This is a genomic window from Gammaproteobacteria bacterium, from assembly GCA_015709615.1.
Taxonomy (GTDB): domain Bacteria; phylum Pseudomonadota; class Gammaproteobacteria; order Burkholderiales; family Nitrosomonadaceae; genus Nitrosomonas.
On the sequence record CP054179.1, the window covers coordinates 2,004,114 to 2,028,314 of the forward strand.

24 protein-coding genes and 1 pseudogene are annotated in these 24,201 nt (G+C 44.1%); 15 read left to right on the plus strand and 10 right to left on the minus strand.

Annotated features, from left to right (window positions below):
- Window positions 1-55 precede the first annotated feature (55 nt).
- The 7 genes from HRU77_09695 (at window position 56) to HRU77_09725 (ending at window position 4,654) form a co-directional block, all read left to right on the plus strand.
- Complete coding sequence (locus HRU77_09695) at window positions 56-547, plus strand: OmpH family outer membrane protein (protein ID QOJ20941.1); 492 nt, start codon at window positions 56-58, stop codon at window positions 545-547.
- 56 nt (window positions 548-603) lie between these two features.
- Window positions 604-1,047, plus strand: a complete 444-nt coding sequence (gene fabZ / locus HRU77_09700) for a 3-hydroxyacyl-ACP dehydratase FabZ (protein QOJ22127.1) — start codon at window positions 604-606, stop codon at window positions 1,045-1,047.
- A gap of 15 nt (window positions 1,048-1,062) precedes the next feature.
- The gene (gene rnhB, locus HRU77_09705) at window positions 1,063-1,710 is read left to right on the plus strand and encodes a ribonuclease HII (protein QOJ20942.1); all 648 of its coding nucleotides are present in this window, start codon (window positions 1,063-1,065) and stop codon (window positions 1,708-1,710) included.
- Window positions 1,711-1,959: 249 nt separating this feature from the next.
- Window positions 1,960-2,268, plus strand: a complete 309-nt coding sequence (locus HRU77_09710) for a hypothetical protein (protein ID QOJ20943.1) — start codon at window positions 1,960-1,962, stop codon at window positions 2,266-2,268.
- A gap of 50 nt (window positions 2,269-2,318) precedes the next feature.
- Window positions 2,319-3,092 (plus strand): helix-turn-helix transcriptional regulator, encoded by a 774-nt coding sequence (locus HRU77_09715; GenBank protein ID QOJ20944.1) that lies wholly within the window; start codon window positions 2,319-2,321, stop codon window positions 3,090-3,092.
- A 173-nt stretch (window positions 3,093-3,265) separates the two neighbouring features.
- The gene (locus HRU77_09720) at window positions 3,266-3,931 is read left to right on the plus strand and encodes a response regulator transcription factor (protein ID QOJ20945.1); all 666 of its coding nucleotides are present in this window, start codon (window positions 3,266-3,268) and stop codon (window positions 3,929-3,931) included.
- Window positions 3,932-4,171: 240 nt separating this feature from the next.
- Window positions 4,172-4,654, plus strand: a complete 483-nt coding sequence (locus tag HRU77_09725; GenBank protein ID QOJ20946.1) for a peptidylprolyl isomerase — start codon at window positions 4,172-4,174, stop codon at window positions 4,652-4,654.
- Between the two features lie 175 nt (window positions 4,655-4,829).
- Here HRU77_09725 and mutS read toward each other — a convergent pair whose 3' ends face one another.
- Window positions 4,830-7,400 carry a DNA mismatch repair protein MutS gene (mutS, locus tag HRU77_09730; GenBank protein ID QOJ22128.1) on the minus strand — a complete coding sequence of 857 codons (2,571 nt, stop codon included), beginning with the start codon at window positions 7,398-7,400 and terminating at the stop codon, window positions 4,830-4,832.
- Between the two features lie 260 nt (window positions 7,401-7,660).
- On the opposite strand from mutS, the gene HRU77_09735 reads away from it, so the two are divergent.
- Both HRU77_09735 and HRU77_09740 read left to right on the plus strand, forming a co-directional pair.
- Window positions 7,661-8,947 (plus strand): tyrosine-type recombinase/integrase, encoded by a 1,287-nt coding sequence (locus HRU77_09735; protein QOJ20947.1) that lies wholly within the window; start codon window positions 7,661-7,663, stop codon window positions 8,945-8,947.
- Between the two features lie 115 nt (window positions 8,948-9,062).
- Window positions 9,063-9,959, plus strand: a complete 897-nt coding sequence (locus HRU77_09740; GenBank protein ID QOJ20948.1) for a hypothetical protein — start codon at window positions 9,063-9,065, stop codon at window positions 9,957-9,959.
- A 247-nt stretch (window positions 9,960-10,206) separates the two neighbouring features.
- Here HRU77_09740 and HRU77_09745 read toward each other — a convergent pair whose 3' ends face one another.
- From HRU77_09745 to HRU77_09760, 4 genes are all read right to left on the minus strand, one after another.
- Entirely contained in the window at window positions 10,207-10,629 is a 423-nt protein-coding gene (locus HRU77_09745) for a VOC family protein (GenBank protein QOJ20949.1), read from the minus strand.
- A 99-nt stretch (window positions 10,630-10,728) separates the two neighbouring features.
- On the minus strand, window positions 10,729-11,202 hold the full coding sequence (locus HRU77_09750) for a copper chaperone PCu(A)C (GenBank protein QOJ20950.1): 474 nt from the start codon (window positions 11,200-11,202) through the stop codon (window positions 10,729-10,731).
- A gap of 138 nt (window positions 11,203-11,340) precedes the next feature.
- Window positions 11,341-12,153, minus strand: coding sequence for a transposase family protein (locus HRU77_09755; protein ID QOJ20951.1), 813 nt, complete (start codon window positions 12,151-12,153; stop codon window positions 11,341-11,343).
- A 78-nt stretch (window positions 12,154-12,231) separates the two neighbouring features.
- Window positions 12,232-13,893: a 6-bladed beta-propeller gene (locus HRU77_09760; protein ID QOJ20952.1), complete on the minus strand. Its 1,662-nt coding sequence runs from the start codon at window positions 13,891-13,893 to the stop codon at window positions 12,232-12,234.
- Between the two features lie 367 nt (window positions 13,894-14,260).
- On the opposite strand from HRU77_09760, the gene HRU77_09765 reads away from it, so the two are divergent.
- A complete protein-coding gene (locus HRU77_09765; GenBank protein QOJ20953.1) occupies window positions 14,261-15,073 on the plus strand; it encodes a transposase family protein in 813 nt (270 codons plus the stop codon).
- A 16-nt stretch (window positions 15,074-15,089) separates the two neighbouring features.
- Window positions 15,090-15,443: pseudogene (locus HRU77_09770) on the plus strand (transposase).
- On the opposite strand, the gene HRU77_09775 reads toward HRU77_09770, so the two are convergent.
- The 3 genes from HRU77_09775 to HRU77_09785 all read right to left on the minus strand — a co-directional run bounded on the left by HRU77_09775 (window position 15,419) and on the right by HRU77_09785 (window position 17,643).
- On the minus strand, window positions 15,419-15,820 hold the full coding sequence (locus HRU77_09775) for a hypothetical protein (GenBank protein QOJ20954.1): 402 nt from the start codon (window positions 15,818-15,820) through the stop codon (window positions 15,419-15,421). The pseudogene HRU77_09770 and the gene HRU77_09775 overlap by 25 nt on opposite strands.
- Window positions 15,821-15,895: 75 nt before the next feature.
- Window positions 15,896-16,831 (minus strand): hypothetical protein, encoded by a 936-nt coding sequence (locus tag HRU77_09780; protein ID QOJ20955.1) that lies wholly within the window; start codon window positions 16,829-16,831, stop codon window positions 15,896-15,898.
- Complete coding sequence (locus tag HRU77_09785) at window positions 16,828-17,643, minus strand: hypothetical protein (GenBank protein QOJ20956.1); 816 nt, start codon at window positions 17,641-17,643, stop codon at window positions 16,828-16,830. Before HRU77_09785 ends, HRU77_09780 begins: the two co-directional genes overlap by 4 nt.
- A gap of 600 nt (window positions 17,644-18,243) precedes the next feature.
- Between HRU77_09785 and HRU77_09790 the strand changes: the two genes are divergently transcribed.
- The 4 genes from HRU77_09790 to HRU77_09805 all read left to right on the plus strand — a co-directional run bounded on the left by HRU77_09790 (window position 18,244) and on the right by HRU77_09805 (window position 20,500).
- A complete protein-coding gene (locus HRU77_09790; GenBank protein QOJ20957.1) occupies window positions 18,244-18,552 on the plus strand; it encodes a hypothetical protein in 309 nt (102 codons plus the stop codon).
- Window positions 18,553-18,761: 209 nt separating this feature from the next.
- Window positions 18,762-18,977 carry a hypothetical protein gene (locus tag HRU77_09795; GenBank protein QOJ20958.1) on the plus strand — a complete coding sequence of 72 codons (216 nt, stop codon included), beginning with the start codon at window positions 18,762-18,764 and terminating at the stop codon, window positions 18,975-18,977.
- Window positions 18,978-18,986: 9 nt separating this feature from the next.
- Window positions 18,987-19,907 (plus strand): site-specific integrase, encoded by a 921-nt coding sequence (locus HRU77_09800; GenBank protein ID QOJ20959.1) that lies wholly within the window; start codon window positions 18,987-18,989, stop codon window positions 19,905-19,907.
- Window positions 19,908-19,912: 5 nt separating this feature from the next.
- A complete protein-coding gene (locus HRU77_09805; GenBank protein ID QOJ20960.1) occupies window positions 19,913-20,500 on the plus strand; it encodes a hypothetical protein in 588 nt (195 codons plus the stop codon).
- Between the two features lie 1,068 nt (window positions 20,501-21,568).
- On the opposite strand, the gene HRU77_09810 is transcribed toward HRU77_09805, so the two are convergent.
- Window positions 21,569-22,513: a hypothetical protein gene (locus tag HRU77_09810; protein QOJ20961.1), complete on the minus strand. Its 945-nt coding sequence runs from the start codon at window positions 22,511-22,513 to the stop codon at window positions 21,569-21,571.
- A gap of 237 nt (window positions 22,514-22,750) precedes the next feature.
- The gene (locus HRU77_09815; GenBank protein QOJ20962.1) at window positions 22,751-24,166 is read right to left on the minus strand and encodes a hypothetical protein; all 1,416 of its coding nucleotides are present in this window, start codon (window positions 24,164-24,166) and stop codon (window positions 22,751-22,753) included.
- Between the last annotated feature and the right edge of the window lie 35 nt (window positions 24,167-24,201).

Here is a 24,201-nt window from a genome sequence, read left to right on the forward strand (position 1 = left end):
GTTCTGGCCGGTGAATAGATTGAAAAAAGATCATCAACGCAAGCATAGCCTGGTTATGCTCATAATAGCCGCGGCTTTTGCCTGCGGCTCCGCTGTTGCCATGACCGGCGATATTAAAATCGGCGTGGTGAATACCGAAAAAATTCTGCGCGAATCGTCACCGGCGATCCAGGCGCAGAAAAAAATCGAGCAGGAATTCATGCCGCGGGATGAAGACATCAAGAAAATGGCTTTGGAAGCCAAGACATTGCAGGACAAACTGGAGAAAAACAGCATCAAGATGGAAGAAAGTGAGCGGCGTAACCTGGAAAGAAACCTGGCCAATCTGAGCCGGGAATATCAGCGCGCGCAGCGGCAAATGCGAGAAGATTTGAGTGTGCGTCAGAATGAGGAATACAGCGTCATACTCGAACGCACCAATCGGGCGATCAGCAAAATCGCCGAAGCGGAAAACTATGACCTGATATTGCAATTGCAAGACTCGGTCTACAGAAGCCAGCGCATCGACATCACCGACAAAGTGATCAAAGTGCTTGAGAGCGAATGATAAAAGCACAGCCGGTATATTCCGATCTGGGCTGCAAGGCTAAAAAGGAAAATAAAATGAGCACCATGAACATTCACGAAATCTTGAAATACTTGCCGCACCGCTACCCGATTTTGCTGGTCGACAAGGTTATTTCGCTCGAAGCGGGCAAGGATATCGTCGCGTTAAAAAACGTTTCGATCAACGAACCGTTTTTCTCCGGACACTTTCCCCACTATCCGGTCATGCCGGGTGTTTTAATCGTCGAAGCGCTGGCGCAGGCGGCCGCGTTGCTGACGCTCAAAACCGAGAACGCCGTCAATAAAACCGACTCGGTTTATTATTTTGTCGGCATCGACGGTGTGCGCTTCAAAAAACCGGTCTTGCCTGGCGATCAGTTGATTCTGAAAGTGACCATCGAACGCCAGATCAAAGGATTATGGAAGTACTCCGCACGCGCCGAAGTGGATGACCAACTCGTCACCGAAGCGCAACTGATGTGTACCGCAAGAGCGGTATAACCCGTCCCGTTACGATTGCTGCCGTTCGCCGATAGCAAAACACTCGTCTGCGGCGTCGACGAAGCAGGCCGCGGACCGCTCGCCGGTCCGGTATACGCAGCCTGCGTGGTGCTGAATCCGGCTCACAACATCGCCGGTTTAGCCGACTCTAAGCAACTCAGTGAAAAGCAGCGTGATTCTCTTGCGATTGAAATCAAACGCCACGCACTGGCTTGGGTGATCGCATCCGCCACCGTCGAAGAAATCGACCGCATCAATATTCTGCAAGCAAGCCTGCTGGCCATGCAGCGCGCCGTGCAAAGCCTGCCTTTCCTGCCTGAACGGGTGCTGATCGACGGCAAGCACAGTCCGCGTCTCGATTGTGACGTGCAAACCATCGTCAACGGCGATCGTTTAATTCCTGAAATTTCGGCCGCATCGATCCTGGCCAAAACCGCACGCGACGCCGAAATGCTGCGATTACACCAAATTTACCCGCACTACGGTTTCGACCGGCATAAAGGCTACCCGACCAAAGCGCATTTCCAAGCCTTGCAACAGCACGGCGCTTGTGAAATTCACCGGCAAAGTTTTGCACCGGTAAGAAATACCGGCTCCAGGGCAATCGAGCGAGAGCCGATCACAGCACCGCTAACTCCCACGCTGGATTTGTTTGATCAGTAACTGCATATCGTTCGACAGTCGCATATCAAATCCCTGGCACAAAAGCCGCTGACATTGCCGGTGAACATGCAGCGCCTGACCGGGTTGATCAAGCGTTATGAATGACTCATCAATTTTTGGACATTTAAGCAATAACTAAAAGTGGTCAAACTTTAGATTTTCTTCGCTCCGATCTACAGCTCAATTCCTGTGCTACAATGTGCTATATGCAATGATGCACTGAATTCTAATTCATTTTCAATTCGCTATATGCTTCTCGATCATGAAAAACTGAATGCGCTGATTCTCAGGATTTATGATGCTGCGCTGGATGATGAGCAATGGTCGTTGTTGATACGTGACTTGACTCGCCTCTTCAATGCAGAAGATAGTATTTTGTTTGGATCACCGGATATCGGTAATGATCGAATGCTGGTGCTTTCCCCCATGATCAACGCCGATATTAATGCTCCGGCTGCCTACGAATCCTACTTCTGGAACACGATATTTGGAAAGCCGGAGCAGCTCAGCACGGATTGGCACATCGGGGTGCTATCTTTCATGGCGATCAATTCATAGAACGTAATGCATTCCGGAACACCGAGATCTACCGCGATTTCTTCAAACCTATGATGAATGGAACCGGCGTCGTACTGACTTCGGTGATTGAGGAAGCTACGCGTGAGCAACCGATGCCATTGGTTCTCAGTTTTTATAAATCGCTCTCTGCAGAATCATTTACGCAACAAGACGAGCAATTAATCCGAAAACTGATACCACATTTTCAGCGTTCCCTGGCGATACGAAGAAGATTGCTTGAGGAACAGCAAATGCGGCAATTAAGAGAACTGGCATTGGATAAGAGTAAAGATGCCATCATTTTGCTAGATGTTACTGGCCAAGTATTGTTTGTTAATCAGTATGCGGAAAGGTTGCTGCAGCACGGAACACTCTCAATTCGCAATGACCGATTGACCAGCTCGATTTCTTCAGAGCACCGAATGCTTATGGCTGCTTTGCGCAACGCACGAGAAGGTATCGGCGGTGTACTGCAGTTCGGCGGCCATAACCAAATCATCCGCATGGCAATGCTTTCTCCGATCTCACCTGCAAGAGGTGAAATATTAGGAGTATCTACGCGCATCATGATGATTATCTATGATCCGGATAGAACCAATCCCGGTGGTAATCTTGAAGTTTTCGCCAAGCTTTATCAGTTAACCGCCGCAGAAACCCGAATCCTAAAAAACCTGTTGTTGCAGCAAACTACCGCTGAAATCGCGCAAGTGCTGCATATCAGCATCCATACCCTGAGAACCCATCTCAAAAGTCTATTTGCTAAAACCAATACCAAAAACCAGCGCGAATTGGTTAATTTATGCCGGTCACATCCTTTTATTTAAGGTTAGATGATTGGTCTGCAAAATTTCATTCTAAAGTAATTAATGTTGAATCACTCATTTGAGTGAGGAAATGCTTCTCCCAATTCAATAGCATACCTTTTTCGTCCTGGAGAACTCGCTGGTCGTTTAGACAATGATGACTCTGAAAACACAAACAATAGGCTGATGAAAAAATGCAGTACAAAATCCGTACTCTGGTGATAGAGAGTTCCGATCTTATCCGGATGGGGTTGCACTCATTCTTTAGCCGTCATCCCTCAATTAACCTAGTTGCAACTACCGATTGCATGCATGATCTTCTGTTTTTGGTAAAGCAACATCAACTCGATGTAATTTTGATGGATTTACAGTCGATCGAAGACCACGGTATGGAAAATTTTTCCAGGTTGCATCGCCAAAGCCCGGAAAGTAAGGTTTTAATTCTGTCTTCAAATGAGGAGCAGCACCTGCCATCGCGAATGTTGCCGCCAGGTGCAGCAGGTATCATCAGCAAGTATAGTTCTTGCCAGTTATTGTTGAACGCCGTTACTGCAATTCATGCCGGAAAAAATTGGTTGAACCGCGGTGCATTACCGGTAGAACAACTACAACCGATTCCGGTTAAGCCGGCAGTCTTATCTGACCATTATCCGGCACCCGATTGCTTTAAGTTGAGCAGAACCGAAAGCCGTGTTGCTTCTCTGGCATGCAAGGGGTTATCGGCAAAGGAAATCGGGCGGCAACTATCGGTCACGGAAAAATCCGTCCGCAATCAATTATCGTCAATCTACAAAAAAGTAGGTGTCAGAAAACAAGTGCAGCTCTGCATCAAAGCGCCTTTGCACAATTATTTCCAGTAATTCTTTCATCCTTTGGCGAATGACCTGCCTTGTCTATCTGTCATGCCGCTTATCATTTGGCCGCAGCCAGTGTACCGGCCGATTGGTTCAAAATCATAAGCGGTTGAGACACCATTCAAATTCTTTGGTCATAGCTCGGGGGAAGGAAAAAAATCACTTTATGCGTATAATGGCAATCTTTATTGCTTGTCGACATGACAAGCAATAAGTCTGATTTAACTGGATGAGGATAAAATTAACATGCGCGTTTTAAAAAATACTGTGGTCTCTCTGAACTACGAATTGACGGATGCTTCGGGAAAAGTTTTGGAGAAAACCGATTCACCGATCAGTTACTTACACGGCGGGTACGGCGGTATTTTCCCGCTGGTGGAAGAAGCGTTGCATGAAATGGAGGTTGGGCATTCCTGCTCGGTTGCAATGGAGCCGGAAGATACCTTCGGCGAGTACGACGCTGAACTGATTCGCGTCGAGCCGCGCAGCTCATTTCCCGACAACGTGGTCGTCGGTATGCATTTTGAAGGTGGCGCGGAAGATTCGGACGATTTTATTATCTATAAAGTGACCGATGTGACAGACGATTCCGTGATTGTCGACGGCAATCACCCGTTCGCCGGTATGAAACTGAATTTTGCCTGCACCATCACTGATGTGCGACCCGCCACAGAAGATGAAATCGCGCACGAGCATGTGCATGGCGCACACGGCCACCACGACCATTAACCGCCTTTTTCCGGCAGCGGTTTCGGGTATTAACCGTTGCCCGGTATTTCTAAGGAAGCTCTGAAGAAGGTAGCAACAGGCAAAGGTCAGTCAAGGCGGAAAAGCGCAATTTACGAGCGGTAAACGAGCATTTTGAACCTGATTTCAATACAGAATGGCCGAGCGTAGTAGTTTTTCAGAGCTTCCTTAACGCCTTTTTCAATTCGTACAGTTGTTCCAACGCCTGCCGGGGGCTTAGCTCGTCCGGCGAGAGGGCTTGCAGCATGGCGATGACCGGATGGTCTTCCTGCGGAGGATCGGGATCTAATGCCGGCTCGGGAGCTGAAAAAGAAAACAGATCCAGTTGCGGTTCTTTTTTTATGTTTTCCTGTTCCAATTTGATCAAGTGTTTTCTTGCCAGCTTGATCACTGCTTCGGGAACACCCGCCAGCGCTGCGACTTGCAGTCCGTAGCTTTGACTGGCCGGGCCTTCATTAACCTTGTGCAGAAAAACGATGCGGTGTTTATATTCCACGGCATCCAAATGCACGTTTTGCAACTGGCTGAATTCCTCCGCCAGCTTGGTCAGTTCAAAATAGTGGGTAGCGAATAACGTAAAACTGCGGTTCTTGGTCAATAAATGCCGGGTAATGGCGAATGCCAGCGCCAAGCCGTCGAATGTCGACGTGCCGCGTCCGACTTCGTCCATCAGCACCAGGCTTTGCGCCGTGGCGTTATGCAGGATGTTGGCGGTTTCGGTCATTTCCACCATGAACGTCGAGCGCCCGCTGGCCAGATCGTCGGCGGCGCCGATGCGGGTGAAAATCTGATCTAGCATGCCGATGCGCACCGCTTTCGCCGGTACATAGCTGCCGCAATGCGCGAGTAAGGCGATCAACGCGATTTGCCGCATGTAGGTCGATTTTCCGCCCATATTGGGGCCGGTGATCAGCAGCATGCGCGGCTTGCCGGTATGTTCGGCACCCAACTGCACATCGTTGGCGACAAAGTTTTCCACTTGCAGCTCCACCACCGGATGGCGGCCGGTCTCGATCACCAACTCATCGTTATCAGACAGTTCCGGCGCTGCATAGCCGAGCGCTTGCGCACGTTCGGCAAAAGCGCACAACACATCGAGTTCCGCGATACCGGCAGCGATTTTTTGCAACGCTTGCACATGCTTTACCAGCACATCCAATAATCCTTCGTATAAATATTTTTCCCGCGCCAACGCTCGGTCTTGCGCGGATAAGGCTTTATCCTCGAATGCTTTCAGTTCCGGTGTGATGTAACGCTCGGCGCTTTTCAGGGTTTGCCGGCGGCGATAATCGGCGGGAATTTTTTCGCTGTGTGCATGCGTGACTTCGATGTAGAAACCGTGCACACGGTTATATTCCACTTTCAGATTGGGAATGCCGGTGCGTTCCTTTTCGCGTATTTCCAGTTGCAGCAGGAACTCGCCGCAGTTGTTCTGCAATGCGCGCAATTCATCGAGTTCGGCATCGTAACCGTCGGCAATGACATTGCCTTCACGCAGCACCACGCCGGGTTCCAGCAGGAGCGCATTGCTCAGCAATTCAACGACTGTGGTGTCGATCTGCAATGCATGTATCAATTGACCGATACGCTCGCTGGCGCAAGCGGTGACAGCCTGAATCACATCCGGCAATAACCGCAAGCTATCGCGCAAACCTGATAAATCCCTCGGCCGTGCCGATCTCAGCGCGATGCGCCCGGTGATGCGTTCAATATCGGCGCATTGCCGCAGCAGCGTTCTCGCTGTTGCAAAATGGTTCTGCCCATTTTCACCGGTCAATGCGGTGACACTGTCGAGCCGTTGTTGTATCGCCATGCGGTCACGCAATGGATGATGCAGCCAAAATTGCAGCAAGCGGCTGCCCATGTTAGTTGCGCAGGTGTCTAGCACGGATAGTAAGGTGGGCGATTGCTCTCCGCGGATCGTTGCGGAAATTTCCAAATTGCGGCGTGTGGCGGCATCCATGCGCACGTAAACGTTCTCCCGCTCCGCCTGCAATGATGCGATATGCGGCGCGGCGGATCCTTGCGTCAAGCGCGTATATTCCAGTAAAGCCCCGGCGGCGCACAATGCAGTCGTCAAGTCTTCGCAACCGAAGCCGCCGAGGTCATGCGTTTCAAATTGCCGTATCAAACTATTGCGCGCGCTATCGTGTTCGAATTGCCACACCGGCAAGCGTTTCAACACCCAATTTTTTCCTTGTATCTCGGGCAAAACCAGCGGCTCAGGCAGAAGAATTTCCGCCGGTTGTAAGCGTTCCAGTTCGCTGAGCAGATTTTGCGGTGCTGTTTCCAGCACGCGTAATTGTCCCGCTGCCAGATTCAGCCAGGCCAGACCCAATAGCGATTCCCGAACCATCAGTGCCAGTAAAATACAGTCGCGCTTATCATCAAGCAACGCCGCATCGGTCAGTGTCCCGGGCGTGATAATGCGCGTCACTTCGCGCGCCACCGGCCCTTTGCTGAGCGCCGGATCGCCTACCTGCTCGCAAATCGCCACCGATTCTCCCGCCTTGACCAGCTTGACCAGATACTGCTCGGCGGCATGATAAGGCACGCCCGCCATCTTGATCGGCTCCCCGGCGGAAGCACCGCGTTGCGTCAGCGTGATCCCCAACAGTTTTGCCGCTTTCTCCGCATCACCGAAAAACAACTCGTAAAAATCCCCCATGCGGTAAAACATCAGCATGTCCGGATACTGCGCCTTAATGCGCAAATATTGCTGCATCATAGGTGTGTGTTTACTAACTATATCCATTATATTCCTTGTTATTTTTCTTATATATCTTGGTAAACATATTATATAACAATAATTTCATGATTCCTTTATATTTCATTACGTCTCTTAAGATTTCACTTAATCTCGAAATTTAGTGTAGTATAAAGTATAGGTATTTCCTTTTAACTATTAATAAGTATTAAAAAACTACACTAAATCTAATTACCCCTTTTCCTTTTTAGAATTAAATTAACTAATGCTGGAATCTTATTGTGAGTTACCAAGATAATAATAAGCCACTATCATCACGAGAAATTGCAACAATGAAGCCGGGTGACAACACCAAATCTGACACAGGTGAAAATAGAGGTCTTCGAGTTAGTTGCAGCGGATCAGGTACAAAAACTTTCTTCTATCGATATCGAAGCCCTATCACAAAAAAACTTGTACAAATGAGATTAGGGCATTTTCCTACTATGTCATTAGCTGAAGCAAGAATTAAACTTCAGGAATACAGAGTAATAAGGAATTCCGGACGCTGTCCTGCAAGTGAGCTTAAATCACAACAAAAAAAAATAGAGGAACAATTACAACAAGAACAGGCTATAAGCAATTTCACCATTAAAACAATGATTGAGTTGTATCTTACTCAGCATATAGAGGACAGATCAGTTAATGGCAAAATTGTTTCTGGAGCCAGAAAACCAAAAGGGCAATCCGAAGTTAGGAGAACTTTATACGGAGATGCAGTACGAGCGCTCGGCAGTAAACCAGCTTGTTTGGTCACCCGAAAGGATGTTGTTAATCTCATTATGGAAATTGTTGGCCGAGGGTCAAATGTGCAAGCAGGCAATGTGCTACGAGAACTCTCAGCTGCATTCGACTACGCGATTGGCTTGGGTAAATTTAGTGATGACTTTGCAAATCCCGCATTGCTTGCAAAATCCGGATTACGGCAAGCAAAGGTCAGACTTACGCACCAGAAGGGCAAGCGTGTTCTGAGTGACAAAGAACTAACTTGGCTTCTTAACTGGTTACCAGGATCAGTTTTTACACCAACCCAAAAAAATGTAATTCGATTTACTCTTTGGACTGCATGCAGAACCGGGGAAGTTTGTGCTGCTTCTTGGTCAGATATTGATCTTAAAAACAAAACCTGGCATTTAAAATCCAGCAAAACTGGAATAGAAAGATATGTGCAGTTACCTCAACAAGCCATTGAATTCTTGGAGCAACTAAAACTATCAACTGGAGAATATTTGTTTCCATCACAGAAAACCGGATTGCCTATACAACAAAAATCTTTAACTGAACAAAGTTGGCGCTTGAGAGAAACAAAACGCATGTTGGATATTGATCATTGGACTCCCCACGATTTAAGAAGAACAGTGAGAACTGGCCTATCCCGATTAGGATGCAGAAATGAAGTTGCTGAGGCAATAATTGGCCATTCAAGAAAAGGTATTGAAGGAACTTATGATTTACACAGTTATGAATTGGAGTGTCGTATATGGTTACAAAAATGGGCAGACCATCTTGATAGCCTAGTTATGGTTTAATAGGCAACTGATTATTAATGGGAATTATTAAACTATAAATTCCACAAGCACGAATCGGCCACGCTAATTTTAGAAAGAGCGATGTTTTTTCTAATAACGTTAAGGAGTGGTCAGTATGTGTGAATATTGTTACGAATCCGCGATGCTTTACTTTGTGGCATCCGGTCAAAGACATGACATTTATAGCCGGTTTGCTTATCTTGAGGAAGCCGATGATCTTAAAACTGAGATCGAACAATTGGTAGATCCCAATAATCCGGAACCGCTAATCGATCTGGCATTCTGCCGCTTATATGATCACTACTTGATGCATGGCTTTGATGCCGGATTATTCAATACCCTGCAGAATAAATTTGGGCAAGAAGCCGTACAAGCCTACCTCGCCAAACGGCAAGCCAGTCACAATGACCTATTTCGTGCAGAACTCAGCCAAATAGGGCTCTTGCGTGATGAAACCCGCTGGAACCAGCTTATGGCCGATCATAAAAGAATACACAGTAACGCCCTGGAATTGCTGAATTCCTATTACAACTGGTGGGTTCTCGGTATCGGTAAGGAAAAAGAAAAGAGAAAACCAAATTCCATTGACGAGAATCTGCTGTTTCCTGATGAACTGATGACGGCGAGTGCTGAATGGGACAAATTCCATGCGCTATACCCGGCGCTATTCTTTGCACTGTCATACCTCATCAACCACCACAGTAATTCTGACATCATCCGGAAAATTGCATTGACCAATCTGAAAGATGGCGCGGACATCTGGACGAAAGATTTATGGCTGCAACGCAAGGCTATGATCGCCTCTATGAAGCGCGACGGATTTTCATTGATCGTGGATAACCTAAGCCAGATCCGCTATGAATTGATTTACTATGTTTTGCTAAAGAGTGATACCAACCCCGCTGAATTGAATAAGTTAAAGGAAGCTATTCTGTCTGAGGATGGACACCCAATGCAAGGAATGATGGGATCTGAAAATATCATTGAGCTGGTGGAAAAGTTGGTTGCATAAAAAAATAACCAACAATTCTCCGATAACGTTAATAACAATAATACACCAATAGTATGATTAATTCACTCTATACTAAAAATTAACATGGCAACCATATGAAAAACCATTACGTTAACGGATAAACAAGATCAATGGATTAAAACGCAAATAGCCGCTGGCGGCTTTACAAATGACAGCGAATGCATTCATGCATCTCACGATACCTACAACTTACCTAGTATAAATGTTTTTTTACTTTGTAATTTTTCTATGGTTTAGTCGTAACGCAATCTTTATCTTTAAGTACTTCAGCTTGTTCAAAAAAAGCAAATAGATTGTCGTCAGGATCCCGAACAACGATCCACCGGACACCCCAATGAGTAGTTTCAATATTCATTTCAACAGGTAATCCTCTTTTCTTAAATTCAGCAACATAGTCATCAATTTTTTCACATTTAATGTGAATAGTCGGATGGTGACCATTTACACCATTAATCCAAGATGTGTCGCCAGCGTGTTGGTGTTGCTCTGCTAAAACAATTTCAACCCTCCCGAGCCTTAGTAGAGCACCTTGTGGCTGTGAATTCCCCCCCCACGAGTTGATAATATCAAAGCCCAATCCATTCGTATAAAAATTTAAAGATTCATTGAAATTCTCAGGAGCAATAAAAATATGATCAATTGTTTGCATAAAAATATTCTTTCCTTAAACGTGTTCATTAACTTGAACAATAAAAATTCAGAAATTGCAAATTAATTGTCTCAACAAATTGAACTACAAAAGATCAATTTAAATAACAGTAACCGGAATGGTAAATAACCCAAACTCTTTAATTTGCAGTGTCAAATAGATTGTTGTACCTTGTTGCAACTGTTCACGCAACCCAATCATTATAAATCTCATATTAGAACGTTCATTAAATTGCATATATGCTCGGGCGGGAATTGTCAGAGCGTTAATTTGCTTAGAAATCGTTGAACCATCACGAAAGATACCGATATCAACATACTGAGCTACATCTGACGTTGCATATTCAATATTAACTGCGTCACTAGTCCTATTCTCCAAGATCAAATTTATTGTTTGATAATTGGTCATCAAGCCAGTTGACTGTATCTGTGCCCTTACAACGCAAAGCCCTTTAGCACAGAGATCTGCGCCATATCCTTCAACCACAAAAAACAATAATATTGGGACAAATATTCCAAACTTTAGAAGTTTTATTTTAATTTGCCGCAACTTTGCACTTATGTTCAATACCATGATGACATCTGATCATATTAATGTGTGGAATCTTAGTTACTTTACCGTTCTTTAATGATTGCTTGTTTTATTGTAATTAGTGTTATAAAAAAATTTAATGGGTTGCAATCAAGAAATATATCTTAACTGTAAGAAATCTCAGGGTTGTTTACAGAGAGGTTGATTGAAATAAGCGTTGAGTATTTCATAAGGGGTTGCGTTATACAAACTCTTATGGGGTTTGACGGTGTTGTAGAAGTTAATGAAACGGACAAGTTGAATACGTCGGTCAGCAGTGTCTTTAAAACAGAATTTGTTGTGCCACATGTCCATGAGCGTGCGGATCACGCGCTCAGCTTTCCCGTTGGTTTGAGGACGATTGACACGAGTAAACTTCTGACCGATACCGTGTTGCCTGCAAGCTTTGACAAAAGCATGATCGTCAGTTCCTTTAAATTCCGTGCCGTTATCGGAATAAGTGCAATCGATTTGATAAGGACATTGGGCAACAGTAGCGATGAGAAAGCAAGCGGCGCTGTATTGAGTTTTATCGGGGAAGATATCGGCATATAATTCCCTGGAGAAATCATCGATGGCCACAAACAGGTACTCGCGAGGTTCATTGGCAGACTGTCCTTTCAATAATGGAAGCCGCTTGGTATCGAGGTGAACGAGCTCGCCCGGATAAGATTTGTTATAGCGCTTCGCTTCACGCTTGAGACGTTCCTGGATGGTTTGCTCTACTTTAGCCAAACGTTTGAGGCCATACTGCAGTGTCTTGAAGCGCTGATTGGTACTGCTACGCGGAGTAAATTCCTGGAGTCTGGCTCGTTTCAGTACGTCATAAATCGTTGGCCGGCTGACGTGAAAGTATTCTGCCAGCTGAACTACCTTCCACAGCCGGGTTTGATACAGCCGCCAGATTTCCTGACGATCCAATAATGTTAAACGAGTGCGTTTGTGTATGTTCATCTACAGTATTCTCCTGAATACTGTAAACAACGCTAGAAATTCTTACATCTTAACTGACAAAAAATCCTTAAAACCGAATCAATGGATAGGATTTTTTGGCTCACCTTCGGCATTTAAAGAGTCTTTCGGAAATAATATCCCCTCTCCAAATATTGCCAGAAAGTTTCCATCTGAATCAAATACTTGACCTCTGTGATTTCCAAAATCAATTACATATACTTTACCATCACTTCCAATGTCTATTCCTTTGCACTTATAAAACTGCCCTGGTTTGGTGCCCCACCCTCCCCATTGTTTAATAAATTTTCCATCAGAAGAGAATTTCTGAACTAGCTGCAAAGCTGGATCAGTTACATATACCTCTCCTGTAGGGGAGACAGCAACATCGAAAGGTTGCAAAAATGTGCCGTTTCCCCATTCTCCAGGTCTAGCGCGTCGTCCAAAAGTAAAAAGAAAGTTTCCCTTAGCATCGAAAACAGAGATTCGAAGATTTCCTGTATCTGATACATATAGTCGTTCGTATTTTGGGTCAAATGTTGGCCCCATTGGACTGAATAACTCTCCTTCTCCATCACCCAGCTTTCCAAATTCAAACTTAAATTTAAGATTTTTATCAAAAACCTGTATTCGGTTATTGTGGTAATCACCTATATACAAATCACCGTTTGGTGCTTCAGCTAAATCTGTAGGGCCGTTAAACTGACCCGGGCCAGTTCCAGGACCAAAATGTGTGCCTTTATACTCACCTGTTAGTAAATCGATTTCTTGAAAATTATGATTGCCCGCATCTCCCACAAAAATAGATCCTCTAGAAATTGAAACAGACTTAGCAGAGAGCATTTGCCAGCGTAGCGGACCATCTCCAAATGCTCCAACAGACCAACGTGCTGTCATTTTATTTGCATCTGAATCGACATTAAAGGCAACTACTCTATGAATATCAGGTTCCGTGATAAAGAGAATATCTACTGGTGCTTCATTAGTTTGCTTTTTTTTATCTAAGGAAGTTTCATCAGAAAGGATCTTTACAGCATTCATGACTTTATTTACATCTTTGACGCGGGCCATTCTTGCTCCGCCACCATAATGAAACTTAGGAAATTTTTGCCACCAAGCAAGCACATTAACCGGCTTCATATTGAAAATTTCTGCGGTTTCAAAGATTTGACACCTATACTCAAAGGGCTCACACACTGCAATTATTTTTCCATCTGGGCTTGCTTTCATGTAAGCAGGATAATGTGTGCGCCCCATCCCCTCATGCATTTTTTCTGGATGTCTACCCCACGTCAATTTAAAGTCACCATTTGTGTCAAAAGCTTGAAGCCTATGATTGACTAAGTCAGCGACATATATAGTGTCATTTGAGAAAGACACGTCAATGGGATCCGCCATTTCCCCAGGCATTCCACCATAACGTCCCCACTGTTTGATGAACAAACCCGAAGCATCAAATTTTTGAATTCTGTGCAAATTGTCAGATACGTAAAGATTTCCTTGAGTATCTATTGTTAAAGCCTTTGGAATCGTAAACTGCCCGGGATCTTTACCTAAACTACCTAAAACACTTATTAGCCTACCTGTGTCTGTATCGAACACTTGAATTCGATTATTTCCTTCATCTACGACATATAGCTTCTTTTCAAAAATTGCCAAACCTGTAGGATTAATTAACTCACCTGGCTTCGTGCCATGATTCCCGATCCGCTGTTTTAACTTACCATCTTGGTTATAAACCATCAACTGTAAGAATTTCTAGCGTTGTTTACAGTATTCAGGAGAATACTGTAGATGAACATACACAAACGCACTCGCTTAGCATTATTGGATCGTCAGGAAATCTGGCGGCTGTATCAAACCCGGCTGTGGAAGGTAGTTCAGCTGGCAGAATACTTTCACGTCAGCCGGCCAACGATTTATGACGTACTGAAACGAGCCAGGTTACAGGAATTTGTCCCGCGTAACAGTACCAACCAACGGTTCAAGACGTTGCAGTACGGCCTTAAACGTCTGGCCAAGGTCGAGCAAACCATCCAGGAACGTCTCAAGCGTGAGGCGAATGTAAGAATTTCTAGCGTTGTTTACAGTATTCAGGAGAATACTGTAGATGAACATACACAAACGCACTCGTTTAACATTATTGGATCGTCAGGAAATCTGGCGGCTGTATCAAACCCGGCTGTGGAAGGTAGTTCAGCTGGCAGAATACTTTCACGTCAGCCGGCCAACGATTTATGACGTACTGAAACGAGCCAGACTCCAGGAATTTACTCCGCGTAGCAGTACCAATCAGCGCTTCAAGACACTGCAGTATGGCCTCAAACGTTTGGCTAAAGTAGAGCAAACCATCCAGGAACGTCTCAAGCGTGAAGCGAAGCGCTATAACAAATCTTATCCGGGCGAGCTCGTTCACCTCGATACCAAGCGGCTTCCATTATTGAAAGGACAGTCTGCCAATGAACCTCGCGAGTACCTGTTTGTGGCCATCGATGATTTCTCCAGGGAATTATATGCCGATATCTTCCCCGATAAAACTCAATACAGCGCCGCTTGCTTTCTCATCGCTACTGTTGCCCAATGTCCTTATCAAATCGATTGCACTTATTCCGATAACGGCACGGAATTTAAAGGAACTGACGATCATGCTTTTGTCAAAGCTTGCAGGCAACACGGTATCGGTCAGAAGTTTACTCGTGTCAATCGTCCTCAAACCAACGGGAAAGCTGAGCGCGTGATCCGCACGCTCATGGACATGTGGCACAACAAATTCTGTTTTAAAGACACTGCTGACCGACGTATTCAACTTGTCCGTTTCATTAACTTCTACAACACCGTCAAACCCCATAAGAGTTTGTATAACGCAACCCCTTATGAAATACTCAACGCTTATTTCAATCAACCTCTCTGTAAACAACCCTGAGATTTCTTACACAAGCACTGTTGCTCAATGTCCTTACCAGATCGACTATGCTTATTCTGACAACGGCAAAGAATTTAAAGGAACTGACGGCCATGCTTTCGTCAAAGCTTGCAGGCAACACGGTATCGGTCAGAAGTTTACCCGTATCAATCGTCCGCAAACCAACGGTAAAGCTGAGCGGGTTATCCGCACCCTGATGGATATGTGGCACAGTAAGATTCACTTTAAAGACAGCGCCGATCGACGCATTCAGCTTCTCCGTTTCATTAACTTCTACAATACCGTTAAGCCTCATAAGAGTTTGAATAATGCTACCCCTTATGAAATACTCTTCGCTTATTTCAATCAACCTCTCTGTAAACAACCCTGAGATTTCTTACACATCAACTCATGAGATGTATCAGATACAAATAGAAGTTGACTATCTTCATCGACAGCAATTCCTTGGGGGCATCTGGCATTCAAAAGATTAATTGCCCGCTTGAATTCACCCCTTTTAGAAAAAACTTGGATTCGTTGATTGTGACAATCGGATATATAAATCTCGCTTTCTCTTGAGATAAACAAACCGGATGGTTCATTAAATTCCCCAAATTTTGAACCGTATGTTCCAAATTGAGCAATTGGCCTGACTATATTTGGATAATCTACTTCAAAAGGTTTTCCAGCATGTGCCTCAATTGTAAACAAGGTTAATAGAGAAATTATCCACAACATTGAAATCAATTCGACACGACGAATACTCATGATAGCCTCCACCTATTGTTTATATTGTTTCAGTAACGCCCTTAATTCATGAGTCAAAATTTAACATGCATAAATTTAGCGAAGAGAAAATATTTGCAATCTGCTATTTATTCTATTAATTAATGTGGCAATCGTTAGCTTACTGCCTTTCCCGGGTGCCGAAAGTTCTCCAAGTACATGTTGTGCAATAACTTGTCCCTGTTGATCAAACCAAAGCATGCCTGAATCACCTTTTCTTGTAAGTCCATCTGAACTCAAAGCTCCAACAATAATGTCGGCACTTAAATGACCACCGCCCACTCCACTTACGAGTACAGCTTGTACCATTCCTAAGCATTTCCCCGATGCGATTCCAAAACCGGCTACAATTTTACCGGCTAATGATTCAATATCTTTGATACTTCGAGGCACAAAGCATGGTAGGGGTGTATTAGATATAGGATTTGGCTCAATGCCAGGTAATAATTTTACCAGGGCCGCATCCAAATAACCGAAATCAAGCGGATTTCGGTTTCCAGGTCCGAAAACAGCTTGATCCGATTGACCAAAGGATTCCCATTTTTTACTTGTCCAGTCAAATGACTTGATAAGAGCCGGTGTCATAGGGTTGTTGTCTTTGCCAGCAATTACATGTGAACAAGTTAAAGCCATGATGCCATTGGCGGTTGTAGCAAAAGCTGATCTTGTTCCATTCTCCTTCTCGTCAGTCAGACAAACCCCAAAAGGATAATTTTCAGGAGCACTTTGACGTATAAAAGATCCCATTTCTACAACATCAATAGGATGCAGATGCTGTCCTATACGAATTGCTTTAGGAAGCATTTCTTCTTTAGTTAAAAGATCATGTTCAATTTTCTTTGATACAAACACGGAGAGACAAGGTTCCTCTGTTGGTTTGCCCGAAACAAATTTAATGCCCAAGCCACTAGCTCGAACTGTCTGGAAATGCTTGAGCGTCTCATTAATATGAGTACGGTGACGCTCAAAGTTGGATTGTTTAAGCTGACTCATGGCACTTTACGCAAACTGGGTTTACCTACATCATCCTGCAAAATCTCATATAGTTCGAAAACTACTATAGGTGCAGGATCACTAACCATTAATCCAATTACTGCATCAATACGATTAATTGCGGCTGTTAATGCAGCATTGTAATAATCAACTGCTGATGGTTTACCATACTTTTCTGTTGAGACTTTCTGGATTAATAAATTAAGATCATCACGAGAAGATTTTAACTTTGGCAAAAGTTCGGCTATCTTTGGAACGGGAACACGAAGTTCTGATGCAATTGTAACTATTTCTTGTTTTATCTTGGTGACCTTATCCAAGCTTTTCTGAGCATCAGTCATCTGATTTTCTTGAATGGCTTTTAATAGCGTTTTCCCCACATTATCCAACTCATCAGCTAATGATGCATAATTGGTAGCACCTTGTTGACTAAATACTCCTGCACTAGTCGCTGTTGCAACTCCTTCCTTAAGTAATCCTGCAACCGAATTAATCAACTCTGGAATTTTGGAATCTGCTGTTTGACCATAGGATGTTAGTATTCCATTGCTCAGACTAACAGAGAACTGATGACTTCCAAGTCCGGGAGAAAATACTGCATATTGTGGTTTAGTTTTATCTGGCAGATGCACAATACTAATATCCACCGCATCTTTGCTCTTTCTCGCCACAAGTACATAAGGTTTTGTTTCGAAGTATTTTAGTCCCGTCTCTTTTTTTAAATCTTCATCACTGTAAAACTTAACATTTGCACAACCTGTAACCGATAATACGACTCCAAGAAGAATAGTTATAAAAATGCTCGAATCCATGATTTCTCCTTAATGTAAGTTCATGCTGAATTATAAAATTCATCGGATTTTAGATTAATCTACTACATTAATGAGGCAATGGCTTAAATTTCTTCAATCTCTTGTTGTATAGATTCGTAAGGGGTTCAATGGCGTCTAAATATAGACGCGATGATTAAATAACTATCTTAAATCAAGCTATTCAGCTGATTGTTGATTTTTTTAACATGTTTATATCGAAATTGCCATGACTTTTATCACAACTATTTAAGAAAATGACCAGAAATTTTCATCATTTGTATGTTCCTATCTAAGTTGCTCGCATGGGGGTTCATAAGCAGTTGATAGAAATGTTATTGCCATTTTGAGCGCATGAAATAGCCTTATAAAATATAGCTGTATTGCAATTGTACTTGTAGAACGTGAAGTTTCTGTTTTCTGTGCTACATATCAAAAGGCAGCTGTACTCAAACAATTTTTTTCGCAATATCAATCTGAAGTAAAGTAACTAGTACTACCTCAGCAGTAGTTCCTCAAACAATTCCCATTTAATCGTAGCAATCAGGGCAGGCGCATTCTTGCACCTGTCATGCTTTCGCTCGTCCATAAAAAGGAGAAAAAATGTGTAATCCCAAATCAACAAGGGAGCGGCGTCCTATTGCCCTGTTTCCGTTAGGTAAGATTTTCGCAACCCCCGGTGTACTAGAGGTACTGGATCGATATGCCATCAATGCGATGGACTTGATCAAACGACACCAATCCGGCGACTGGGGGAATGTGCCACCCTGCGATGCTGAAGAAAACTTGCGCTCGGTCGAGAATGACTTTCGCATCTTGTCGAGCTATCCAATCAGCGACGATCAGAACCTTTGGATCATCACCGAAGCGGATCGCAGCGTCACCACTTTGCTTCTGCCTGAAGAATATTGAGAGCCGGATTTTGCTGTTTAAACTTTTTAGTCGGCTATAACAACAAGCTCCTTTCGGGTGTTATGGGAGCAAACTAAACGAAAACACCCAAACGTTAGCCTGTCAGCAGATTCAATGCTGGCGGGCTTTTTTATTACTTTTCAACTTACGATAACTGTTCATTATCGCAACCGTGATGATTAGGTTATCCATTACTTATGGAGATTCATATGAAATTAATTGAAAAATCCGATACACCATTGACCGATGCCGTGGTGGAACTGACCGGCAAGGATGGCAATGCCTTCTTGATTCTCGGCCAAGTTCGCCGCGCTATTCTAAACAGCAACCACCCGGAACTAGCAGAAAACTTCATGCGTGAAGCCACCGCCAGCGATTACGAGCATTTATTGAGCGTGTGTATGCGCTATGTCGATGTCCGGTAGGAGGATGCAATGAAAAGCAAACTAACACTTTCAAGCAATGATACCCGCAAAAAAGTCCGCACCTATCTGGCCGCCACGCAAGCCAAGAATACCCAATTGGCCTATCAGAGCGATATAGCGCATTTTCTGAAAAGCGGTGGCAGGATTCCGGCAACTCCGCGTTGTGTTGCATCCTATCTGGCGGTTCATGCCAATACCTTGTCACTGGCAACGCTCAATCGCCGAGTGGTGGCAATCGGTCACGCGCATAAAGATAAAGGATTGGCATCACCGACTCGCTCAGCATTGGTAACCGATACACTGCGCGGTATCCGGCGCATCAACGGCAGCAGGCAGCGGCAAGTCATGCCCTTGCTGAAAGCCGATCTGATCAAAATTACCAGAAAATTAACCGGATTGATTGGATTACGCGATAAGGCACTGCTGCTGATTGGCTTTGCCGGAGCATTCCGCCGCTCTGAATTGGTAGCGCTGCAAGTTGAAGATGTGCGGTTTATAGCTGAGGGTGTGCTGATTCAGGTGCGTCGCAGCAAAACCGATCAGAATGGTGTCGGCAGAAATGTCGCCATTCCCTATACCAAAGGCCGTCATTGCCCGGTGCAGGCTTTAAAGCTGTGGCTCAAAAAATCAGGTATTAGAAGCGGTGCACTGTTTCGCCGCATGAATCGCTTCGACCAAATAACGAACTACGGATTATGCCCGGGATCGGTTGCGCTGATCATCAAGCAGCGTGTGGCTGAGGCCGGATTGAATCCCAAACAGTACTCAGGCCATAGCTTGCGAGCGGGGTTGGTAACCAGTGCGGCCAAGGCCGGGGTCAGTTCCTGGAAAATCCGTCAGCAAACTGCGCATAAGTCGGATGTGATGGTGCGGCGCTATATCCGGGATGGTCAGTTGTTTCACAACAATGCGGTCAGCCAAATCTGGTAACCATCATGTCTGATGAGGAAAGCATCATGCCCATCCGGCAAGGCAGTATTGATGGATTATGTGGCGTATATTCAGTGATGAATGCAACCGAAGCCGTCATTGGCAAATTTCACTATGACCGCAAACTGGGACGCAAAGCCAGTCAGCGAAAAGTTTTGTTTAAAAACCTGATTGGCTATTTGGCTCAACAGGGCATGCTTGCAGAAGCCATGATCTGGGGTTTTGAAAATATCGACGCCAAAGGCGGCTTCATCGACATCGCCATCAAATCCGTCAAGAAGTACCAGAAACGCAAATTACGCAAGGAAATCGCATTCGATACGGATGACGTGACACTGGATGCCTATTGGGAAAAACTGACCGAACATCTAAGCCAACCGGAATCGGCGGTCATCATTTGCTTGAGTGGTCGTATCAAACATTGGACTTGCGTTAGAAGGATTACGCCTAGCGCGCTGATTTTATCCGACTCATCGGGTATCCGGCAGATTGCCCTGGATCGGTGTGCAGTTTCTACTGGGAAGGGGGATTTATATATCTTGTGGCCGAAATTGACTTATTTGCTGTCAATTGGAAATATTAAACTGCCGTGATAGATCAGATAAGTAAAAATAGGCTTCATACAATGATCAGCAATATGAGGCCGATTGGATTTCCTAAAGAACTTAATAGATTATCCGTTTTTATTTGGCTACAGTAAAAGTATTTACTCTAAATCCACGTTACTCATTACTCTTTGGTGAATGCGATGAAATGCGAAGTATGCGATAAAAATCTTGGATTAGATCTACGATGGGCTATCTCAGATGAGATTCAGAAGTGCATAATGGTTGGCCCTAATGGATATCCAGAAATTGACTTTCAGGGAGCGACGCTACTTGGAATTATTGTTGTGAACAACATGCGCGTGACGCTTGTAAAACATATTTAACCTTGGCTAAGGCTGAAGCAACATGGTCTACTTCTACTATTCAACCAATAGAGAATTGCGGTGTTTGCAAATCAAGCTTTAATACTGATACGTGGCATAGAGTACTTGCATTGAGTCAAGAATGCGGTCACGAGAACGACCCTGAACTTATTGATATTGAATATGTAACTCGATTTTGCCCAACATGCACTCCGCGTGAATAATTACAACCCATTAGAATGTTTTTAGTACATATTTTCCAGTACGAAATATAGTCTTATATCATGATTTTTCTTTTTGAGGCTTACACCTGCCGTGTGTTCTGACAATCTCCATCGGCATCAATCCAGTGCGGCCAATCTTTGCGGTTGTAGGGACTAACCTGAGCGGGGGCGGCGATTGATTCCTGTTGAGGGGTAACCCGCTTTTCTACAGCGCAACCGGAAAGTGTCACCAGAACGGAAACTAACAGGGATAGAACGTATTCTTCAGTGGCTACGTTACAACCATGTTTGGTTTAAGGGCATTGCATCCTGTCTAGTGGTCAACCGGGTATGAACGGTTGCCCGCCATACCCGGAATTCTTAAAATAAAATTAGCAACTCATGTGCTACAGTGAAATTAGTACGCAGCAGAATTTTTCTCACAAATTAGCAAAAGAAACTGTCACCCCGATTCAGCAGAACAACAGCCCCACGCCCATCGGCTGGACTAAGACCAAGCAACCACACTCGGCACATATTTAGGGACGTCATGACAAGAACCGCAGCGACTTCAGCCCCGGTCCGATCGACAGCCTACGAAGCACAACGGGCTCATGGGTGTACTGACCAAGCCTGCGTAAATATCGTTTTCTCGTGTTGCCGTCCAGTTGGCTAAGGGCAGCGTTCAGCCCCTCAGCTTGCGCCGCGGCCAGAAAGTCTACATCAAAGTAATCATCGGCCAGGAAGTCATCGCGAAAGAAACTGAGCTTCTTGAAATGATTCCTCAACTTATCAGCAATCTCGTCCATGGAGAACCCGAGATCACGGTTCACAATTTCTAACCTCATGCGGCTAACGTGATCAACCGTAGCGCCACGTGATCGATCAGCCTGCTCCTTGGTTTTATCGTACAGTGTAACCCGAACGTTGCTACGACTGCTGCCGCAAATTTGGGATTCAACCTCATCGTCCGCGCCGCGAACAAGCTCAGAACAATTCACCCCCTTCATGTAGTGATAGCTATTATTAACAGTCCTGTGGAAATCAACGGTGGTGTCCAAACGGGTCAAACGCCCCTCGTAGAACAGGGAACGAGCCCGCTTCAGCCCCAGGATTCTGACCAACAAGCGCCGCAATTTGCGCCTACCCGTGCTCCCAAGTTTCGTGGGATTGAATTCAAACTTAATAAAGTTATGAGCCTTATTTACGGGGTATATTGAAACCTTGAAGTTGAAGTAGCCTAGCTCAGTATCCGTAGGTACCCTGAAATCATAAGTATGGTTATACCTTCCATGCTTTTCCTGATAATTTTTAACTATATAATCATCAGGATCAATATTGTCGGAGCCGACCGAACGGACCCGTAGATTATTCAGTTTGCTATTAGATAAATCCGTGAGATTACTTTTAATGGTAAGCCTTATACTTTCCACTATGTGGGACGTAACGCTAACCTTATCGAAAATAACTTTTATAATGGGTACAATTTTCATAATTAATCACCATTGCTGATAACAATTCATTAACATGATCACAATCAAATTAATTCATTGTTAGATGCAAAAAAGATAAGTGATGAATGTGAACCGGGGGAGTGAGAAATATTATCCTGTACTCATATCCTGTACGTATAACGTGCTGTTAGTAATTGAAAAAATAAACACCCAACTACGTTTAACACATAAAAATATTCGTCACATCCGTCACATTCACCACGCATGCATCAAGATTTACTTTTCTTTAGTTGGTGGGGTTATTTCCACTTTAGCACCATCCCTCGTCTTATCGATGTGCCTTATTTGGATTCCCTTTAGTTCAAATAAAGCTTTTTCGATTCTATCCAGTTCAACTTTTAGTGCTCTCGATGAATCGGGAATGCCGCCAGAGGAATTGGTATAGCCCTTCAATGTTTCGATTAATTTTTGACGAGTGTATATTTTTGCCCCGGCCAGATCTTTTGCAAGGGCAATTATTGCTTGCGCTACTGCCGAATCTTCAATAATGGTGTAAGAACCATAATCCAAGTTTTGATTGTAGGCTTTAAGAAATGTGCCCTTTTCATACCCTAGTATTTGTTCAACTGCGATACCGATCTTTGCAAAATCACCCATCCTCGGTAACTCAGCGGGAATTTCAACTTTATCCCTCAAAACCAATACTTGCTGCAAAAGATCATAAAATCCACTCATAATTTCTGGCAAATCCGCATTAAACTGGATATCCCAATTTTTCTTACCACCAGTTTTAGCATAATCTTCAGGTGTGAGTTGCTGCAATCGAACATGAAATGTCCTATTGAGCGCATCGTCTTGTGTAAGTGGTGATTGCAATCCATTGAGGACAATTGGATTCTTTAAGTCAATGATTAATGGTTCATTGTTGGTGTAGAGCTCACGTTCAAAATAATTTCCACCCGTGCAAGCTTGGCAGAGTACATTTTGCACATCGCTATCAAGGCTATGACCGTTGTTGTCAAATGTCAGCAAATGATTATGCGTAGCGGCCAAATAAATATCTTTTGTCGATTCGAGCAGGCTTCCTATTCCAAAAGATGATGGATCTATAATGCTTCTAATACAATAGGTTGTGAATGACTTCCCGCAACCCGATCCGCCAGTGATGAGGAAAATGATATAGTCCGTATCCGGGAAACAGCAATTCAACAGGCCGGCAAGGAACAGCAGTCGAATATTTTTGTTGCGTATCGGAACATATTTCCAGAGCCGTTCTAAATTTCCCTTTGCTTCTTTTTTATAGGCAATTTTTCCTCTATGCTTAGAATAAACAAACTTTATATTTCTATTTCTTGTGAGTTTGATTCCCTCATTAGATATTTTGACCAGCCGATCACGATCGCCTAAAGAGATATAAAGTACACCATCACGCATTGCATACCTTAAATTTACTTCCTCGACCTCTGTCGCTAGTATTGCTTCTGCTTCAAGCTTTTCAATAATTTCATTGACAGTCTTTTTAATTGAAACCAAGCCCTTCCGTGCTACTATTATCGACAAAAGATCGCGTAGTTCTTTTGAGCGTAAACGAGCTGTATAGTAGGTGCCATCAACTTCAAAGGATACATATATGTTACCGATGCTATCCTTGAAAATCCTATAGTCTCCTAATAAATCCAAAATATTTCTCATGTATTTCTCCCTTATAATAAAGGCGTTAAAATAAA

Coding starts and splice junctions, on each gene's coding strand:
- HRU77_09695 (QOJ20941.1), top strand. CDS start 56: ATGCTCATAATAGCCGCGGCTTTTGCCTGCGGCTCCGCTGTTGCCATG.
- fabZ (QOJ22127.1), top strand. CDS start 604: ATGAGCACCATGAACATTCACGAAATCTTGAAATACTTGCCGCACCGC.
- HRU77_09710 (QOJ20943.1), top strand. CDS start 1,960: ATGCTTCTCGATCATGAAAAACTGAATGCGCTGATTCTCAGGATTTAT.
- HRU77_09715 (QOJ20944.1), top strand. CDS start 2,319: ATGATGAATGGAACCGGCGTCGTACTGACTTCGGTGATTGAGGAAGCT.
- HRU77_09720 (QOJ20945.1), top strand. CDS start 3,266: ATGCAGTACAAAATCCGTACTCTGGTGATAGAGAGTTCCGATCTTATC.
- HRU77_09725 (QOJ20946.1), top strand. CDS start 4,172: ATGCGCGTTTTAAAAAATACTGTGGTCTCTCTGAACTACGAATTGACG.
- mutS (QOJ22128.1), bottom strand. CDS start 7,400: ATGATGCAGCAATATTTGCGCATTAAGGCGCAGTATCCGGACATGCTG.
- HRU77_09740 (QOJ20948.1), top strand. CDS start 9,063: ATGTGTGAATATTGTTACGAATCCGCGATGCTTTACTTTGTGGCATCC.
- HRU77_09745 (QOJ20949.1), bottom strand. CDS start 10,629: ATGCAAACAATTGATCATATTTTTATTGCTCCTGAGAATTTCAATGAA.
- HRU77_09750 (QOJ20950.1), bottom strand. CDS start 11,202: ATGGTATTGAACATAAGTGCAAAGTTGCGGCAAATTAAAATAAAACTT.
- HRU77_09755 (QOJ20951.1), bottom strand. CDS start 12,153: ATGAACATACACAAACGCACTCGTTTAACATTATTGGATCGTCAGGAA.
- HRU77_09760 (QOJ20952.1), bottom strand. CDS start 13,893: ATGGTTTATAACCAAGATGGTAAGTTAAAACAGCGGATCGGGAATCAT.
- HRU77_09765 (QOJ20953.1), top strand. CDS start 14,261: ATGAACATACACAAACGCACTCGTTTAACATTATTGGATCGTCAGGAA.
- HRU77_09775 (QOJ20954.1), bottom strand. CDS start 15,820: ATGAGTATTCGTCGTGTCGAATTGATTTCAATGTTGTGGATAATTTCT.
- HRU77_09780 (QOJ20955.1), bottom strand. CDS start 16,831: ATGAGTCAGCTTAAACAATCCAACTTTGAGCGTCACCGTACTCATATT.
- HRU77_09785 (QOJ20956.1), bottom strand. CDS start 17,643: ATGGATTCGAGCATTTTTATAACTATTCTTCTTGGAGTCGTATTATCG.
- HRU77_09790 (QOJ20957.1), top strand. CDS start 18,244: ATGTGTAATCCCAAATCAACAAGGGAGCGGCGTCCTATTGCCCTGTTT.
- HRU77_09795 (QOJ20958.1), top strand. CDS start 18,762: ATGAAATTAATTGAAAAATCCGATACACCATTGACCGATGCCGTGGTG.
- HRU77_09800 (QOJ20959.1), top strand. CDS start 18,987: ATGAAAAGCAAACTAACACTTTCAAGCAATGATACCCGCAAAAAAGTC.
- HRU77_09805 (QOJ20960.1), top strand. CDS start 19,913: ATGTCTGATGAGGAAAGCATCATGCCCATCCGGCAAGGCAGTATTGAT.
- HRU77_09810 (QOJ20961.1), bottom strand. CDS start 22,513: ATGAAAATTGTACCCATTATAAAAGTTATTTTCGATAAGGTTAGCGTT.
- HRU77_09815 (QOJ20962.1), bottom strand. CDS start 24,166: ATGAGAAATATTTTGGATTTATTAGGAGACTATAGGATTTTCAAGGAT.